This window comes from Desulfuromonas sp. (assembly GCF_002868845.1).
In the GTDB taxonomy this organism is placed as follows: Bacteria; Desulfobacterota; Desulfuromonadia; order Desulfuromonadales; family BM501; genus BM501.
Genome location: NZ_PKUB01000015.1, coordinates 20076 through 36091, shown reverse-complemented (window position 1 = coordinate 36091; position 16016 = coordinate 20076). Strand labels below are relative to the sequence as shown.

At 65.0% G+C, this 16016-nt stretch carries 14 protein-coding genes and 1 pseudogene; 7 read left to right on the top strand and 8 right to left on the bottom strand.

Annotated features, from left to right (window positions below):
- Window positions 1-60: 60 nt before the first annotated feature.
- The 3 genes from C0617_RS04050 to prmA are packed head-to-tail and all read right to left on the bottom strand — an operon-like array spanning window position 61 to window position 3842.
- Window positions 61-2154: an RDD family protein gene (locus tag C0617_RS04050; protein WP_291315735.1), complete on the bottom strand. Its 2094-nt coding sequence runs from the start codon at window positions 2152-2154 to the stop codon at window positions 61-63.
- Window positions 2151-2918 (bottom strand): 16S rRNA (uracil(1498)-N(3))-methyltransferase, encoded by a 768-nt coding sequence (locus tag C0617_RS04045; protein ID WP_291315734.1) that lies wholly within the window; start codon window positions 2916-2918, stop codon window positions 2151-2153. The genes C0617_RS04050 and C0617_RS04045 overlap by 4 nt, the downstream gene beginning before the upstream one ends.
- Window positions 2919-3842, bottom strand: coding sequence for a 50S ribosomal protein L11 methyltransferase (gene prmA, locus C0617_RS04040; protein WP_298036203.1), 924 nt, complete (start codon window positions 3840-3842; stop codon window positions 2919-2921).
- 226 nt (window positions 3843-4068) lie between these two features.
- On the opposite strand from prmA, the gene C0617_RS04035 reads away from it, so the two are divergent.
- From C0617_RS04035 to C0617_RS04020, 4 genes are all read left to right on the top strand, one after another.
- Window positions 4069-4875, top strand: a complete 807-nt coding sequence (locus tag C0617_RS04035; RefSeq protein WP_291315732.1) for a pyruvate, water dikinase regulatory protein — start codon at window positions 4069-4071, stop codon at window positions 4873-4875.
- 62 nt (window positions 4876-4937) lie between these two features.
- Complete coding sequence (locus tag C0617_RS04030; RefSeq protein WP_291315805.1) at window positions 4938-5609, top strand: response regulator transcription factor; 672 nt, start codon at window positions 4938-4940, stop codon at window positions 5607-5609.
- A gap of 1 nt (window position 5610) precedes the next feature.
- Window positions 5611-7053: an ATP-binding protein gene (locus C0617_RS04025; RefSeq protein ID WP_291315731.1), complete on the top strand. Its 1443-nt coding sequence runs from the start codon at window positions 5611-5613 to the stop codon at window positions 7051-7053.
- Between the two features lie 211 nt (window positions 7054-7264).
- On the top strand, window positions 7265-8653 hold the full coding sequence (locus C0617_RS04020) for a DegQ family serine endoprotease (protein WP_291315730.1): 1389 nt from the start codon (window positions 7265-7267) through the stop codon (window positions 8651-8653).
- A gap of 210 nt (window positions 8654-8863) precedes the next feature.
- On the opposite strand, the gene C0617_RS04015 is transcribed toward C0617_RS04020, so the two are convergent.
- The 5 genes from C0617_RS04015 to C0617_RS03995 form a co-directional block, all read right to left on the bottom strand.
- On the bottom strand, window positions 8864-9847 hold the full coding sequence (locus tag C0617_RS04015; RefSeq protein ID WP_291315729.1) for a hypothetical protein: 984 nt from the start codon (window positions 9845-9847) through the stop codon (window positions 8864-8866).
- Window positions 9848-9976: 129 nt separating this feature from the next.
- Window positions 9977-10627, bottom strand: coding sequence for an alpha-amylase family glycosyl hydrolase (locus C0617_RS04010; protein ID WP_291315728.1), 651 nt, complete (start codon window positions 10625-10627; stop codon window positions 9977-9979).
- 9 nt (window positions 10628-10636) lie between these two features.
- Complete coding sequence (locus C0617_RS04005; RefSeq protein ID WP_291315727.1) at window positions 10637-11866, bottom strand: hypothetical protein; 1230 nt, start codon at window positions 11864-11866, stop codon at window positions 10637-10639.
- Between the two features lie 2 nt (window positions 11867-11868).
- Window positions 11869-12705 carry an HAD-IIB family hydrolase gene (locus tag C0617_RS04000; RefSeq protein WP_291315726.1) on the bottom strand — a complete coding sequence of 279 codons (837 nt, stop codon included), beginning with the start codon at window positions 12703-12705 and terminating at the stop codon, window positions 11869-11871.
- Window positions 12702-13679, bottom strand: a complete 978-nt coding sequence (locus C0617_RS03995; RefSeq protein ID WP_291315725.1) for a hypothetical protein — start codon at window positions 13677-13679, stop codon at window positions 12702-12704. The genes C0617_RS04000 and C0617_RS03995 overlap by 4 nt, the downstream gene beginning before the upstream one ends.
- Window positions 13680-14045: 366 nt before the next feature.
- Between C0617_RS03995 and C0617_RS03990 the strand changes: the two genes are divergently transcribed.
- The 3 genes and pseudogenes from C0617_RS03990 to C0617_RS03980 form a co-directional block, all read left to right on the top strand.
- Window positions 14046-14534, top strand: coding sequence for a PaaI family thioesterase (locus tag C0617_RS03990; protein WP_291315724.1), 489 nt, complete (start codon window positions 14046-14048; stop codon window positions 14532-14534).
- Window positions 14535-14748: 214 nt separating this feature from the next.
- Window positions 14749-15369: a MarR family transcriptional regulator gene (locus tag C0617_RS03985; protein ID WP_291315723.1), complete on the top strand. Its 621-nt coding sequence runs from the start codon at window positions 14749-14751 to the stop codon at window positions 15367-15369.
- Window positions 15370-15444: 75 nt separating this feature from the next.
- Window positions 15445-16016: pseudogene (locus C0617_RS03980) on the top strand (ATP-binding cassette domain-containing protein); the annotation flags it as partial.

Sequence of the window (16016 nt, the reverse complement as noted above, 5' to 3'; positions counted from 1 at the left end):
TTTCTCAAGCTTCGCCTGGGGTGACAGGGGCGAAGCTCCCCGCCCGTTCCAGGGCAGTATCTACTCCGTATTTTCAGGCGCAGGGGCGACTTTGCGCACCCTGCTTCCCGCCAGACGGTCGTTCCAGCCCCGTCCCTCCCCGTCGAAAATCACGGCCAGGTAGCCGCACCCCGCCGGCAGCAATGAGAGCAGGCCGCCGGCGCTGCGCAGGAACGCCTGCGAGAAGAGGAGGGGCTCGCCGTCGGCGCCCTCGACCCGGAGTTTGAGCAGCATTTTGCCGATGGTCTGCCCGGTCAGGAAGTGGAAAAGGGTGAAGTAGCCGAAGCTGACCGCGAACAGGAGCAGGAAGTAGGGGACGGAAAGTTCCAGAAGGGCCGGAGCAGACGGCAATTGGAGCGCCCCCTGCTCCGGAAGGAGCAGCCCCTGTCCGGCGGCCAGGAACAGGCAGAAAATTACCGCGAGAATCGCCAGGTCCAACGCTCCGGCGACAAGCCGGCCCGGCAGGAGCGCTCCCGGGGCGACGGGGCTCATCGTCTCAAGGGAGGGCGCTTCGCAGGGGGGGGCGAAGGACCCGTCCCGCTCCTCTTCCGCAACCAGATCGTCAGCCCCGAGCAGGTTTTCTTCGGCCTCTTCAGGGTCGGGGGGAGCGGCATCGCCGGAGGGCTCGTCGGTCGGGCCGGGCCGCGGGGCAGGCGGTGCATCCTCCGGGGCGCGGGGTTCGACTTCGAAGGGCTCGAAGTCGAAGGTGTCGTCTGCCGGATCTTCGGCCGGCGGAGAGAATGCCGGGTCCGCTTCGGGCGGGGCGACCGCGACCTCTTGGAGGTCCTCCGCCTCGCTCGCGGGAGGCTCCTCTTCGGCCTGCTTCGGGAGCGAATCGTCATCCCCGGGGATGCTCTCTTCGAACTCTGCCACGGCGGCCGGGGCGAGGGGCGTTCCCGGCGCGGCCGAAGGGGCGAGAGGGCCGGTGCCGTCGATCGACTCATCGGCCGGTTCGGGCTGCGTGGCGACGTTTTCGACTTCGAAGGGCTCGAAGTCGAAAACGTCGCCGTCTACAGGGTCCTCCGGGGGGGGTGAAAAGGCCGGACTCGCTTCGATTGGGAAAGGGGCGATCGGCTCGTCCATTGCGGAGAAGGCCCCTCCTGCGAGGTGTTCGAGACCGGTGGGGCTGGGCTCGGTCGGGCCTTCCCCCCCGGAGAGGGGCGGCAGGTCGTTTTCGAAGTCGATGAGAAGCTCGAGGTCGTCCTTCGCGAGGGTCAGGGGCTGGGCCGTGGCCTCCCCGGGCTCCGTCTTCGTCGCCCCGGGCTCGTCCTGGGCGGGGGGGAGCGGTTCGACCTCTTCGGCTTCGGCCGCCGGGGCCTGCGTGGATTCGGGCTCTGAGCCTGCCTCCATGGGGGCGCTTGGTTCCGAGGGGGTCCCTTCCCGGTTGGGGGCCCCCTCCCAGTCAAAAGGGTCGGAGGGGCCCTCCTCCGGCTCTCGTTTCTTGGCGGGCTCCGACCCGGAATCCGAGAGATCCCCTTCGGGCAGGTCCTCCTCGATAGAAAAATCGAAGATGTCCTCTTCGGCCTCCGGCGCAGCGGTCTCCACAAAAGCGGCTTCTTCCTCCGGGGGCGGCTCCGCCCAACTCAGGTCGAGGAGGTCGTCCGGCTCGCCCGCCAGTGTGGCGCCCGTCTCTTCCTCTGCCGGGGATGCCGGGGCGGGCTCGGTCTCCTCCTGCCAGTCGAGGTCGGGAAGCGGCTCTTCCTGTTCTCCCGGGTCGTCTCCCGGCGCGAACGGGGAGTCCTCTTCTTCGGGTCGGGTGGTCTCTCCCTCTTGCTCCCCCGCCTCCGGAGGGGAGTCGTCCTGGGTGCCGAGCAGGTCGTCGACGAATGCTGTGCCCGAGGGATCTTCCCCGTCGGATTCGTTCTGAAAATCGAAACCGAAATCGGCCGCATCGGTTTCCGACGGGGCGCCTAGCGGTTCGGCGGGTTCCGGTTCGACCGGCTCGGCTTCGGCGGGTTCAGGTTCGGTGGGTTCAGGTTCGGGCGGGGCCTCCTTGGGGGGAGGGGCCAGGGTGGCCAGGCTGTATTTGGCCTTGAACGTGACCAGGTCGCCGTTGCACTTCTTGCAGCTGTTCAGGTAGTCGAAACTGTGGTAGCCGCACTTGGGGCATTTCATAGGGCCTCCTTCAGGGGAGCGGGTCCACCGGGACCGGCGCCCAAGTCTCCATACAGGTATTGCAAGATGGCTGCCACCGCGAAACCCGCGGTTTCGGTGCGCAGGATGCGGGGGCCGATGCGGACCGGGAGAAAGCCCGCCTCGCGGGCCTGTCCCGCCTCGTCGGCGCCGAACCCGCCCTCCGGGCCCACGAGGATTGCGGCGCTTCGGGGCGGGGCGGGGGGGAGGACCTCGTTCAGGGGGCGGCTTCCCTGCTCCCAGAGCATGAGGCGCAGCTCCTGGTCGCATTCCGGCAACGCCTCCGTCATCGTTCGGGGCGCGTCGAGGCGGGGCAGACAGGGCCGCCGGCACTGGCGGGCCGCCTCACGGACGATGCGCTCCCAGCGCTGTCGGCGCTTTTCCGCCCGGGCCGCCGGAAGCCGCGGTATTGTGCGGCCGGCCAGCAGAGGGGTGAAGGCCCTGATGCCGAGTTCGGTTCCCTTCTGCAGCACCAGTTCCATCCGCTCGCCCTTGGGCAGGGCCTGGTAAAGGTGGACCGGAAAGGCGGTTTCGGTCTCCTGCCAGCGCTCCAGGACCCGGGCTTTGCCCTCGGCTTTGGCGAGGGCTTCGATGCGGCAGCGGCACACGGTGCCGGCCCCGTCGAGCAGGAGGACTTCTTCGCCCTCGGGCAGCCGAAGAACCGTGCCCAGGTGGTGAAGGGTTTCGCCAAATAGCGGCACCTCGCTGCCGCACAGGGTCTGTTCCGGGACGAAAAAGCGTCGCATTCAACCCTCTTGGCGGTACAGGATGCAGGACCACTCCTGCTGCCGATGGACTTCCGGGCCGCTCAGGCCGTAGCGGGAAAACGCTTCGATGACCTCCGGCTCTTTCTCCACCAGGATGCCGGACAGGATCAGGGTGCCCCCGGGCGCGAGGCGGCGAATCAACTCCGGAGCGAGGCGGATGTTCTCCTCGGCCAGGATGTTGGCGATCACGGCGTGAAAGCTCCCCTCCAGAGCCTCGAGCGGCTCTCCGGTGACCTCCACCCGGTCCTCGACCCGGTTGCGCAGGGCGTTTTCCCGGGCGCATTGCACGGCCGCCTCCTCGATGTCGCAGGCCAGGACCCGCCCGGCTCCCAGGGCCGCGGCGGCGATGGCCAGGATGCCCGACCCGGTGCCGACGTCGAGGATCCGCTGCGGCGCAGGGGCCCCGTCGAACAGGCGGTCCAGGGCCTCCAGGCAGAGGCGCGTGGTTCCGTGGGTTCCGGTCCCGAAGGCCATGCCGGGGTCGAGGGTGACCACCACGTCTCCGGGGGCGGGGGAGAAGGCCTCCCAGCTCGGTTTGACGACCAGGCGGCGGCCGATGCGGACCGCGCTGAAATGCTGCTTCCAGCCCTCCGCCCAGTCCTCCTGGGCCACCCGGGAGACCTCCGGCAGGGCGGGGGTCAGGCCGGGGACGAGGTTCGCCAGCCAGGTCAGCCGGTCCAGGACCTGGCGACGCAGGGGTTCGAGGCCCTCTCCCTCGGGGAAGTAGGCCTTGATGACCAAGTCTCCAGCCGGCATTTCGTCGGGGTCGGGGGCGACGAAGGTGTCCAGCTTCCGCTCCTCGACGCAGACCCCGTCGCACCCGAGCTCCGCCAGTTCGTGGCAGACCAGATCGACTCCCGCTGCGGGGACTTGTATGCGCATTTCCGCCCAGTTACGACTCATCCGTTCTGTTTAGCAAAGGCCCGGGGCAAAAGCAATAAAAACCTTGACAAGCGCGGACCTCATGGAGTTTAATTAATCCATAGGGTTAATGAGGGTATACAATAAGCGGCACGGAAATGCGATATGGGGTTCGCTTTTCTCTCTTTTCCTGGCCGGCGACCTTTATCGACTTGCACATTAAACCGGACCTGATACAATCCTAGCAAGATTTTCATGAGGAGTGGTTATGCCCGCTTCCCAGCCCGTTTTCCTCCTTTCTGACGCCACGGGGGAGACGGCCGAAAAGATGGTCATGGCGGCCCTGACCCAGTTCCGGGGGAAGCAGGTCCGGCTCAAGCGGATCAGCCATGTCTTGAACAAGAACCAGGTCTACGAGGCTCTCGATGAGGTACTGCGGGACAGGGGCCTTGTGGTCTACACCATCGTCAACCGCGAACTGGCGCAGCTCACCCACGACGAATGTGCCTCCCTGGGGCTGCCCAGCATTGATCTGATCACCCCGCTGTTGATGAAGCTCTCCGAGTTTTTCGGGCGCTCCCCGAAGGAGGCTCCGGGGCTGCTGCACGGCGTGGACGAAGAGTATTTCCGGCGCATCGACGCCGTGGAGTTCACCGTCAAGCACGACGACGGCCAGGAGACCCGCCAGTTGCACCAGGCCGACATCGTCCTGGTCGGCGTCTCCCGAACCAGCAAAACCCCCCTTTCGGTCTATCTGGCCCATCGGGGGTGGAAGGTGGCCAATGTCCCCCTTGTCAAGGGCATCGAGCCGCCGGCCGAGCTTTTCCAGGTTGACCCGAAGCGGGTCGCCTGCCTGGTCATCGACCCCCAGCGCCTCGTGGAGCTGAGGGCGGCGCGGCTGCGAAACCTGGGCCAGGACCCCCGGGCGGCCTATGCCGACTACGATGAAATCGAGGAAGAGCTCCGGTTTGCCCGCGGTTTTTTCAGGCGTCATACCTGGGTCATGGTGAACGTCACGGGAAAGGCCGTGGAGGAGACCGCTAACGAGGTCCTGGTCAAGCTTAAATTGAAATAGATGGTCCCGGCCCGGCCGGGGCGAGAATTCCCCTTGCATGAACAGGATAAAGGAGAATGAAAATGCGCGTTCTGGTGGTTGAAGACGAGAAAAAGGTTGCTAATTTCATCAAGCGGGGTCTGGAGGAAGAATCCTTCACCGTGGACGTCGCACAGGATGGCGAAGAGGGGTTGAGCCTTGGAGGGCAGAATTTCTACGATGTCATCATCATGGATGTCATGCTGCCCAAAATGGACGGGTTGGCGGTCATCAAGGCCCTCAGGGAGAAGGATGTGCGCACCCCCGTCCTCTGCCTCACCGCCAAGGACACCGTGGAGGACATCGTCTCCGGGCTCGATTCGGGCAGCGATGACTACCTCACCAAGCCCTTCGCTTTCGCCGAACTGCTGGCGCGTCTCCGGGCCCTCATCCGCCGCGGCGCCCAGGAACGGGGCGCCGAACTCACCTTCGCCGATCTTCGCCTCGACCCTGTTTCCCACCGCGTCTGGCGTTCGGAGAAGGAGATCGAACTGACCGCCAAGGAATACGGGCTGTTGGAGTACTTCATGCGCAACCCCAACCAGGTCCTTACCCGGACTCAGATCGCCGAGCATGTCTGGGATTATACCTTCGACTCCTTCACCAACATCATCGACGTCTATGTGAATTACCTGCGCAAGAAGGTCGATCGCGACTACGACAAGAAACTCATCCATACGGTCCGGGGAGTCGGTTACGTCCTCCAGGAGGATTAGCTTGTTCTACCGGACCATCCGATTCCGGCTTACCCTCTGGTATGTCCTGACCCTGGCCGTCATCCTGGCGGCCAGTGGTTTTTTCTGGCACCTCAACCTCACCCGTGACCAGGTCAGGCGCACCGATCACCGGCTGACCCTGATCTCCGAGGAGGTTGCCGCCTTTCGGCTGAAAAGCCAAGAGGGCCAGCCCGCGCTGCCGCGGCAGGCGGACGGGTACTGCGAGTCGCTGGAAGGCTTCCTGCGCGACAGGGGCTGGATGGAGTACGTGCAGGTGATCAGCGAGCAGGGCGAACTCGCCTGCTTCTCCAGCAACCTTAGAAAACTCTCCCTCCCTCTTTCCGAACAGGCCCTTAAGAGCGCTCGCCGGGGAGACTCTTTCTTCGAAACCCGCAGAGACCTGAAGTCTTTTCCCATCCGTATCCTGACTCGCCCTCTCGGCGTCCCCGGGGGAAGTCTCGTGCTGGTCCAGGTCGGGGCGAGCATGGCTCTGGCGGAGGAGTCGCTGCACGATTTGCGTCTAATGCTCATGACCTTCAGCCCGCTGGCCCTGCTGATCGTCCTGGTCGGGGGGTGGTTTCTCGCCGGCAGGGCGCTCGCCCCGGTCATGCACATTACCCGCGAGGTTCGCAAGATCACGGCCGACAATCTGTCCCAGCGTCTTCCGGTGATAAAGGCCGAGGACGAGATGGGGCACCTGACCGAGACCTTCAATTCCATGCTCGCCCGCCTTGAGACCTCCTTCAGCAAGATCAAGCAGTTTTCCGGGGACGCCTCCCACGAGTTGCGCACCCCCCTGACCATTCTCAAAGGGGAGACCGAGGTGGCCCAGCGTTGGGCCAAGACCCCCGACGAGTTCCGCAAGATGCTCCAGTCCAACCTGGAGGAGATCGACCGCATGGAGCGGATCATCGAAAATCTCCTGACCCTGGCCAAGAGCGAGGCGGGGGAGCGGCCACTGAAGATCTCCGAGTTCAGCCTCAGCGACCTTCTGCAGGACCTCTACCTGCAGGGCAAGACCCTGGGGGAGGACGGGGGCATCGACGTCATCCTCGACATGGAGGTGACCCGCGAGATCCTCATGCGGGGGGACCAGCCCCAGCTGCAGCGGCTCTTTCTCAACCTCATCACCAACGGCATCAAATACACCCCGGGTGGGGGCAGGGTCGAGGTCGGACTGACCCTCCGGGAAGGACAGGCCCTGGTGACGGTCGCCGACAACGGCATCGGCATAGAGGCCGGGCACCTGCCCCACATCTTCGACCGTTTCTACCGGGTGGACGAGGCCCGCAACCGCGAAGTCGGGGGGACGGGGCTGGGGCTGGCGATCGGCAAGTCCATCGCCGAGGCCCACGGGGGCGGGATTTCCGTTCGCTCGACCCCGGGCCAGGGGACGGTCTTCACCGTGCGCCTGCCCCTGGCGGGTCCGCCCGCCCACGCCTGACCTCCCTTTCCGCCGCCTGTTCCACTTTCCCCGATATTGACAACCGCCCCGGCAGTGATTAAATAGACTCCTGCCGAGGCCGCGGCTCCCTGCAGAGCCCCCGGGCCGGGGTGCTCCCCGCTGCCCGTGGAGGCGCCTTCCCGGAGCCCGGCCGACGGGGGGAGCCGGGCGGTCCGCCTCCCCTGTCTGAAAACCAGCAGAGGAGGAGTCCATGTCGAAAAAGAACCTGCCCTTTGTCCCCCTGATCGTGCTGCTGCTCGCCCTTGCCTGGCCGTGCTCCCTGCCCGCAGTCACGACTCCCGATTTCGCCGTTCTCTCCCAGGAACTCAAGCCGGCGGTGGTCAATATCAGCACCGCCAAGACCGTCAAGCCCCGGCCTTCCCTGAGGCCCGGCCTGCCTTCGACCCGGGACGATTTCTTCGACGAGTTTTTCGAGCGCTTCTTCGGCGGCCAGCCCCATTCCCCCCGCAAGGAACGCTCCCTGGGGTCGGGCTTTATCATCTCCAAGGACGGTTTCATCCTGACCAACGACCACGTGGTCAACGGCGCCGACGAGATCAAGGTCAAGCTGGCCGACGGGCGCACCTTCTCAGCCACCGTCAAGGGGACAGACCCCAAGCTCGACCTCGCCCTGCTCAAGATCGACACCGGTGAGAACCTGCCCGTGGCGGAGCTGGGCGACAGCGAAAAGGTGCGGGTCGGCGAGTGGGTCATGGCCATCGGCAACCCCTTCGGCCTGGAGCAGACCGTGACCGTCGGCATCGTTTCGGCCAAGGGCCGGGTCATCGGCGCCGGTCCCTACGACGACTTTATCCAGACCGACGCCTCCATCAACCCCGGCAACTCGGGGGGCCCCCTGTTCAACGCCCGGGGGGAGGTGGTGGGGATCAACACCGCCATCATCGCCGGGGGCCAGGGGATCGGGTTCGCCATTCCGGTCAACGCCGCCAAGGAGATCGCCGACCAGCTCCGGGAGACGGGGCACGTCACCCGCGGCTGGCTGGGGGTCTCCGTCCAGCAGGTTTCCGAGGAGCTGGCCGAGTCCTTCGGCCTGGAGGAGCCCAAAGGGGCCCTCGTCTCCGAGGTGACGCCCGAATCGCCCGCCGAGAAGGCCGGCATCAAGAGGGGCGACATCATTACGGCTTTCGGCGGTGAGAAGATCGACGAGCTTCGGGATCTGCCGCGCCTGGTGGCTGCCACGCCCGTCGACAAGGCCGTCGAGGTCAAGGTCTTCCGCAACGGCAAGACCAAAAAACTCTCGGTCAAGGTCGGCAGGCTCCGGGAAGAGGGGCAGGCCGAGGCGGCCGGCGAGACGGGCGGGGAACTCGGTCTCTCCGTGGCCGACATCTCCCCGGAGGTGGCGCGGCGCTACGACCTGGTGGGGACCGAGGGGGTCCTGGTCACGGCCATCGACCCTTCCGGGGCGGCTTCCCGCTCCAACCTGCGGCCGGGGGACCTGATTCTCGAGATCAACGGCAAGGAGGTCAAAAACGTGGCCGGCTTCCGGGCCGTCGCCGGAAAGGTCAAGAAGGACGAGGTGCTGCGCCTGCTCGTGCAGCGCGGCAAGGGACTCTTCTACACGACCCTGAAGGTGGAGTAGTCCCCAGGGCTCCGGCACATTGGGGGGCTGGTTCGAATCCGGTCATCCCGGCCAGTATCCACACAAGAGCGACCTCCCCGGGGGTCGCTCTTATCTTTTGGGCCTCAGGGGTCACAGGTGAAGGCCTTGGATCGATAACTCTTGCCCGTCCTCATAATTTCGGACTTTCGGGGGACACCTTACTCATTGATGCCCTAAAAGGCGTTCGGGTTATGGTTTCGCGACCTTCTTCGCGGGCTGTTTTTCTGCCAACCAAAGGGTCTGGTAAGGCTGCAGGATCGTCGCTTCATTGACCATTGTGACCGGTCCGTTGCCGATCAGGTCAAAGCTGCGATCCGTCAGTGACAGGCCGGTTTGCGGCTGCAGGCAGAGGCGCTGCGGCCATTCGGTCAGATTGCTGATGGCGAGGATCTCCTGTTCCGACGAAGCCGAAAGTCGCCGAACGCCGAAGAACGCGTCACCGAGGGCGAGGATCTCCTGGCCTGCGTCGGGGTGAAAGGCCGGCTGCTGCCGACGGATCGCGAGCAGCCGGCGCAGTTCATGGAAAACCAGGTTGTTCGGGGTGTAAGGGTTCCGGATCAACCCGGAGAGCTGGCCATAGTCCCATTTGCGGCGGTTGATGGACCGGGTCCGGCCGGTCTTTTCGACCCCTTCCAGATCGTTGGGCGAGGCGATCAGGCTCTGGACGTAGAGGGCCGGGATCCCCTTGATGGCCAGCATGACCGTTTGCGAGGCCAGGAACCGGGGGACCTGCCACTGGTCCCGGCCGCCCGCCGTCCCCTGCAGGGCGTCGAAATAGGAGATGTTGATCTCGTAGGGGCTGTTGCTGCCGTCGGGATTGCTCTTCATGCTGACGTAGCCGCCGAAGCCGTGCATCGACTCGATCAGCGCCTCGATCTCCGACTGGGGGATCAGGCCTTCGGCCGGGCGCAGGCCGATGCCGTCGTGCGAGGCGGTGAAGTTGAGGAAGGTGCAGCCCTCCGGAGCGGTGCAGCGGTTTCGGGCCCACTCGTTGAGATAACGGCTGGTGCCGCGGTGCAGGGCGTGCAGCAGCAGGGGGGCGAGGCTGAACTGGTAGACCATGTGCGCTTCGTCGCCGTCGCCGTAGTAGCTATGGTTCTGGGCGTGGGGCAGGTTGGTCTCGGTGAGCAGAACCGCGTCGGGGGCCGCTGCGTCCATCACTTCCCGCAGCAATTTGACGATCTCGTGGGTATGTTCGAGGTTGATGCAGGAGGTGCCGAGCTTCTTCCAGAGGTAGGCGATGGCGTCGAGCCTGATGAATCGGCCGCCCCGGCGCAGGTAGAGGAGCAGGATGCGGACGAATTAGAGCAGGACGTTGGGGTTGGCGAAATTCAGGTCGATCTGGTCTTCGCTGAAGGTCGACCAGACGTGCTTCAGGCCGCGATGGGTGTGGACCGGGGTCAGCACCTTGTTCTGGCGGGGCCGGACGACATCGCTGAGGTCGACCTGGGGGTCCATCTCGATGAAGTAATAGCAGGCCGGCGGCCGGTTGTTGATGAAATCGATGAACCACAGGCTTTCGCGCGAGACGTGGTTGATCACCAGGTCGATCATCAGGTCGAAATCCTGCCTGATCGCGGCGATATCCTTCCAGTCTCCCAGCTCCGGGTCGACGGCGGCGTAGTCGATCACCGAGAAGCCGTCATCGGAACTGAACGGGAAGAAGGGCAGGATATGGACCGTGCTGATCAACCCTTCGAGGTGTTCGCGGAGAAACCGCCCCAACGTCCGCAGCGGCGCTTCGCCGCCGGTGCGAATGCTGTCGCCGTAGGAGATCAGGATCACATCCTCCTGGTCCCAGCGTTCGCATCGGGCAGCCGATCCTGCCGCGCGGTGGCTTTGCAGCAGCGAGGTGATTTCATCGAGGAGCAGCGGGGCCTGGTTGGCGCCGTAGAGGCGCTGAAGCCTGGGCGCCGCGGCCTGGATGAATGTCTCGATCGATCTCTTTTCCATCGGTCCGTGTCAGCTCCGGCCCTGGAATTCGCGGTTGTCCGCTTCGACGGCCTCGTAGAGTTTTTCGAAAATGTCGGGAATGGCACTGACCACCCGGTTCCAGCTCGGCATGAAGGGGGTCTCCATGGGGTTGGAGAGGAAGATCTCGCCGGCTCGCATGATGTTCTCGGCGAAGAGCTCCACCGATTTCTCTTCCTTGTGGCGATCGAGGGTCAGGCCGTTGATGAGGGCGTCGTTGTAGTACGCCTCGATAAAGTCGAGGGCGGTCCGGTAGTAGGTCGCCTTGAGGCTGCGGAAGCGCTCCAGGGAGAAGATCTGCCCCTGGGTGGCGAGCTTGCGGACGACGGCCTTGACGATGTCGGTGCTCATGCGCGACAGGCCCCCCTGGGGGTCGTCGGCGGAGAGGTCCTGGTGCTTGTGGTCGTAGGTGTCGGCGATGTCGACCTGGCAGATGCGGTTGGTGGCGTAGTTTCGGTACATCTCGGAGATGACGCCGATCTCCAGGCCCCAGTCGCTCGGGATGCGCAGGTCGTTGAGGACGTCCACCCGCATCGAGAATTCGCCGGCGAGGGCGTAGCGGAAGCTGTCCATGTACTCGAGGTACTCGTTGTGGCCGAAGATCTTCTGCAGCGACTTCAGCAGGGGCGTCACCAGCAGGCGGCAGGCCCGGCCGTTGAGCTTGCCGTCTGCGATCCGCGAGTAGTACCCCTTGCAGAACTGGTAGTTGAAGTTGGGGTTGGCGACGGGGTAGATCAGCCGGGCGAGGAGTTCCCGGGAGTAGGTGACGATGTCGCAGTCGTGCAGGGCGATCGCCTTGGCCCGCCCCGAGGCGAGGATGTAGCCGTAGCAGTACCAGACGTTGCGGCCCTTGCCCATCTCCGTGGGGGCCAGCCCCTTGTCGGCCAACATCCGGTCGATGGCCCGCAGCCGGGGGCCGTCGTTCCAGAGAATCCGGTGGTGCTGCGGCAGCCGGTCGAAATACCCCCTGGCGTAGCGGAACTGCGCCTCGTCGGCACGGTCGAGGCCGATGACGATCTCGCCCAGGTAGGGGACCTTCGTCAGTTCGTCGAGGATCGGGCCGAGGGCCGGCCCTTCCAGTTCGGAAAAGAGCGACGGCAGCACCAGCGACATCGGGCGGCGCTTGGCAAAGCGGACCAGCTCCTCCTCGAGTTCCGCCAGCGGACGTCGGGTCAGGTTGTGCAGCGTGGTGATGACGCCGTTCTGGTAAAAATTCCCCATGGTCAGGCTCCTTTGTCGGTCTCTCGGTTCAGAATGCGGGTCATGGCGTCTTGCCAGCCTCTCGGGCCGGGGTCCGCGGGGCAGATAACGTGCGTGTTCCGGGCAAGTTGCAGCGGACGGCCCTCCGCAGGGGGGATGGTCACGGCGAGATCGGCGGCTTCGAGCATGGCCCGGTCGTTCGGGCTGTCGCCGAGGGCGACGGTTTGCCAGCGCCGATTCGGCCAGGTTTGCCGGTAGCGGTTCGTCAACCAGCGCAGGGCGTCGGCCTTGTCGACCTCTCCCATGACGTGAAAGAAGCGGCCCCCCCTGACCAGGCTCAGTTCGCTCTTCCGCAGATCCCGGCGAAATTGTTCGAGGGCCGCATCGGTATCCTCCCAGAGCAGAGGTTCCGAGGCGTGGCGCTGCTGGGCGCGGGCGGCGGCGGCCGGGTCGAGGCCGGTCACCGTGGCCAGTTCATCGCGGGTCATATCGGAAAAGCCCCTGAAACGGCAGCCGGCGCCCTCGCGGATCCGATGCAGCCGGCCGAGGATGTCGGGGTAGCCCGGACCGAAGGTGCGAACCGCGCAGGCCTGGCCGGCGTGCGCCCCGGGGAGCGCGTCGGGGATAAAATACCCGGCGGGGCTGCAGACGGCGCTGCCGTTTTCGACGATAAAGGGGTGACGGTTGTCGAGCTCGCGCCGCAGCTGGTCAATCTCGGCGGCCGTCTTGCTCGAATTGAAGATGACCGGAACCGCCGCCGCGGCCAGCCGCTGCAGGGCCGGCAGGGCCGGTTCGTACGAATAGCTGTGATGGTCGAGCAGGGTGCCGTCGAGGTCGGTGAAGACGAGGAGGTCGGTCATGGTCGGGTCTCTCCGCTCGGGGCAGGGGCGTTGATCCGCACCCCGTCGATCCGGTGCCCGGCGTTCAGCTTCAGGACGATGTCGGCGCGGCCCGGCATCTCGGCCAGCATCGCCCGGGTCAGGCGTTCGTAGTGCATGATGAAGCGGCGCAGCGCCGCGGCATCCATGATCTTGTGCTCTTTTTTTTGCCCGGCGGCCGAGGCGAGTTTCCGCTCCTGCAGGCCGCGCCAATCGAGGACGTTCTCCATCCCGGGAACCTCCAGCATGATCAGGACGTCGAGCTCGGCGAAGAGCCTTCGGTAGTCCTCTCGGAGCTGGCCGTTGACGTAGCGCCGCCAGGACAGGTCGGGGTCCTCCTCGCGCTCGAGGCTGTTGACCGGCAGGGATAATTCCTCCTCCGGCTGAGGCAGGGCGCCGACGCACCAGCCTTCGAAGAGGATGACGTCGAGCGGGCCGTCCACATGGCGCCATTCATCCTTCGGCAGCCGGTCGTCGATCGCCTTGTCGAAGACCGGGACCGTCAGGCGCCGGCCGTCCCGCAGCTGCCGCAGGGCACCGAGGAGCCGCAGCCCGAGTTCGACATCATGGGTGCCGGGGACGCCCCGGGTCGCCAGCAGGGGATGGACCCGTTTCGCCAGGCCGCGGCGCTCGGCGCGGGTCAGGTAGAGATCGTCGATAGAGAGGCTTGCGACCCGCCGGCCCCACCCCTGTTCGAGCACGGTCTGCAGCAGTCGGCAGAGCGTCGACTTGCCGGCGCCCTGGGCCCCGTTGATGCCGACCAGCAAGGGCCCGTCATGGGTGCAGGCGTTTCGTTGCAGGGCGGCCGCCAGCGGGATGTAGATGTCGACCAGCTCCTGCTCCAGGTTATTGTCGATCTGCATCTGCCCGGCGGCAGCGACAAAAGGCTCTCTGGCCTTGGCCGCGATCGCGAGCACCTCGCCGGGCGTCAGGTTGTGCAGGGTTGGGGGGAGCATGACCGTTCTCCTTTGTCTTCATGGATAACACGAATCGTGCCAAGGGCGAAAAGGCCTGAAAGCGGGATCTTTCGAGCCTGGCAAAGGTTTTGTGCGCAAAAAATGTGCAGACTGGCGGCCCGAAATACGGCGGACAGGACAGTTCCGTCCGTATTGGGGTTTTGTGAATGGAGAGTCTGGCGCTCCAATCGTAGCAGAGTGTGCTGCAGAGGGTACCCTTCGGGGGGACAGTCTGCTATCCTAGCCCGCCCGGCAGCATTTCACCGCACGCGGGGGGTCGTCCTCTGCGGAGAGCCCGGAGGGTTTCGACAACCGGTGCCGCAACCGGGCGCCGGTCTTTTTTTGACTCATCAGAGGAGAAGGTCCGTGGAAGCAGCCACAGAGAAGAACGAATCGGGACCCGGATGTCCGCCGGTCGATCTGAGCGGCGAAGCTGGCTGGGTTCCCTTCGATGCGCCGGCGCTGGTCGGCGCGTCGCTGCGCTTCGTCTCCGGAGAACCGGAGGGGAACCGCTACCGGGTCCGCTACTATCGCGACGAGCAGGAGCGGCTGCGGGCGCGCATCTGGTTCGGCCCCGAGACCGAGGGTCCGCCCGGGCATTCTCACGGCGGCGCCATGGCCGCGGTCCTCGACGAGGTGCTCGGCCTGGCCGCATGGGCGGCGGGCCACCCGATCGTGGTCGGCAACCTCAACATCAGTTTCCGCAACCTGCTGCCGCTGGAGCAGGTGGTGACGGTCGAGAGCGAGGTCGTCTCCGCCGAGGGGCGCAAGGTGATGGTCCACGGCCGGATCTGTTCGGGCGAGACGGTATTCGCCGAGGCCCAGTGCCTCTGCATCACCATCCCGGAGAAGTGATCCGCGGCGCGGCCGATGGCCGCCCGCCAGAGAAAACGCCTTCGGTCCGAGTACGGGCCGGAGGCGTTCTTTTTTTATCGGGCCAATTTTTGTGTAAAAACGTCGGCAGGGCAGGGGACAGCCCGAAGCCCGAGGCGAAGGGCCGGTTTGACAGGGGGGACCTTTTCGTGTAAGAATTTCGTGTACGAAACATTTTAATTGAAAGAAATCTTTGATGCCCGAAAAGCCAAAGCGCCAAGCCTCCCCCACATCTACCGAAAACGCCGATCGAAACGACAAAACCCCGGCTGGCTATTCCTCCTCAGAACCTGGGGCGACGCCCGCGGTTCCCAAGGGCAGCTACGAATTGCGCATCCTTCAATCTCTGCGACGCATCATCCGCGCCGTGGAGATCCATTCGCGCAAACTGGCCACACAGCACCAGATTACCGGTCCGCAGCTCGCTTGCCTGCTTGCCCTTGCCGAAAACGAGTCCCTGACCACCACCGGGCTTGCCCAGGCTGTCTACCTCAGCCCCAGCACCGTGGTGGGAATCATCGATCGCCTCGCTGACAAGGGCCTGGTCGACCGCATGCGCAGCACCAGGGACCGCCGGCAGGTTCTTATCTGTGTCACAGAGGCCGGCAAGAAACTGGCAGAAAACGCCCCATCCCCTCTGCAGGACACCCTCTCCGAGGCGCTGGTGAAACTGCCCGAGCTGGAGCAGGTTTCCATCACCCTGGCGATGGAGAAGGTCGTCGACCTGATGGAGGCCCGGCAGATCGATGCGGCTCCCCTGCTCGAAACGGGTCCGATTTCGGCGGGCCCGGCCAAAAAACCTCCGACCGATAGATAGCGCCCTTTTCCGCTTTCCCACCTCCGCAACTGTCCTTTTCCTCTTCAAGCGAGCCCGATCTCGCAAGGTTTCGTCATGCCCACAAAGATCAAGGTCGAAAATCTGTACAAAATATTCGGACCCCAACCGAAAAAAGCCCTGAAGATGCTCGGCGACGGCCTGGACAAGGACCAGATCCACGAGCGCACCGGGATGACCGTCGGGGTCCAGGACGCCGGCTTCGAGATCCAGGAGGGCGAGATCTTCGTCGTCATGGGTCTGTCCGGGTCGGGTAAGTCGACTCTGGTGCGGATGCTCAACCGCCTCATCAAGCCCTCCTCCGGCCACGTTTTTTTCGATGGCCAGGACGTAGCGACCATGCCCGACGAGGACCTGATCCAGTTGCGGCGCAAGAAGATGAGCATGGTTTTCCAGTCATTCGCCCTCATGCCCCACATGACGGTGCTGGAGAATGCCGCATTCGGCCTCGAGATGGCCGGCGTCGACAGGAAAATCCGCCTGGAGCGCGCCGCGGCGGCCCTTGAGCAGGTCGGCCTGGAGGCCTACAGGGACAGCCGCCCCGACGAACTCTCCGGGGGGATGCAGCAGCGGGTGGGCCTGGCGCGGAGCCTCGCCGTCGACCCCGAGGTGCTGCTCATGGACGAGGC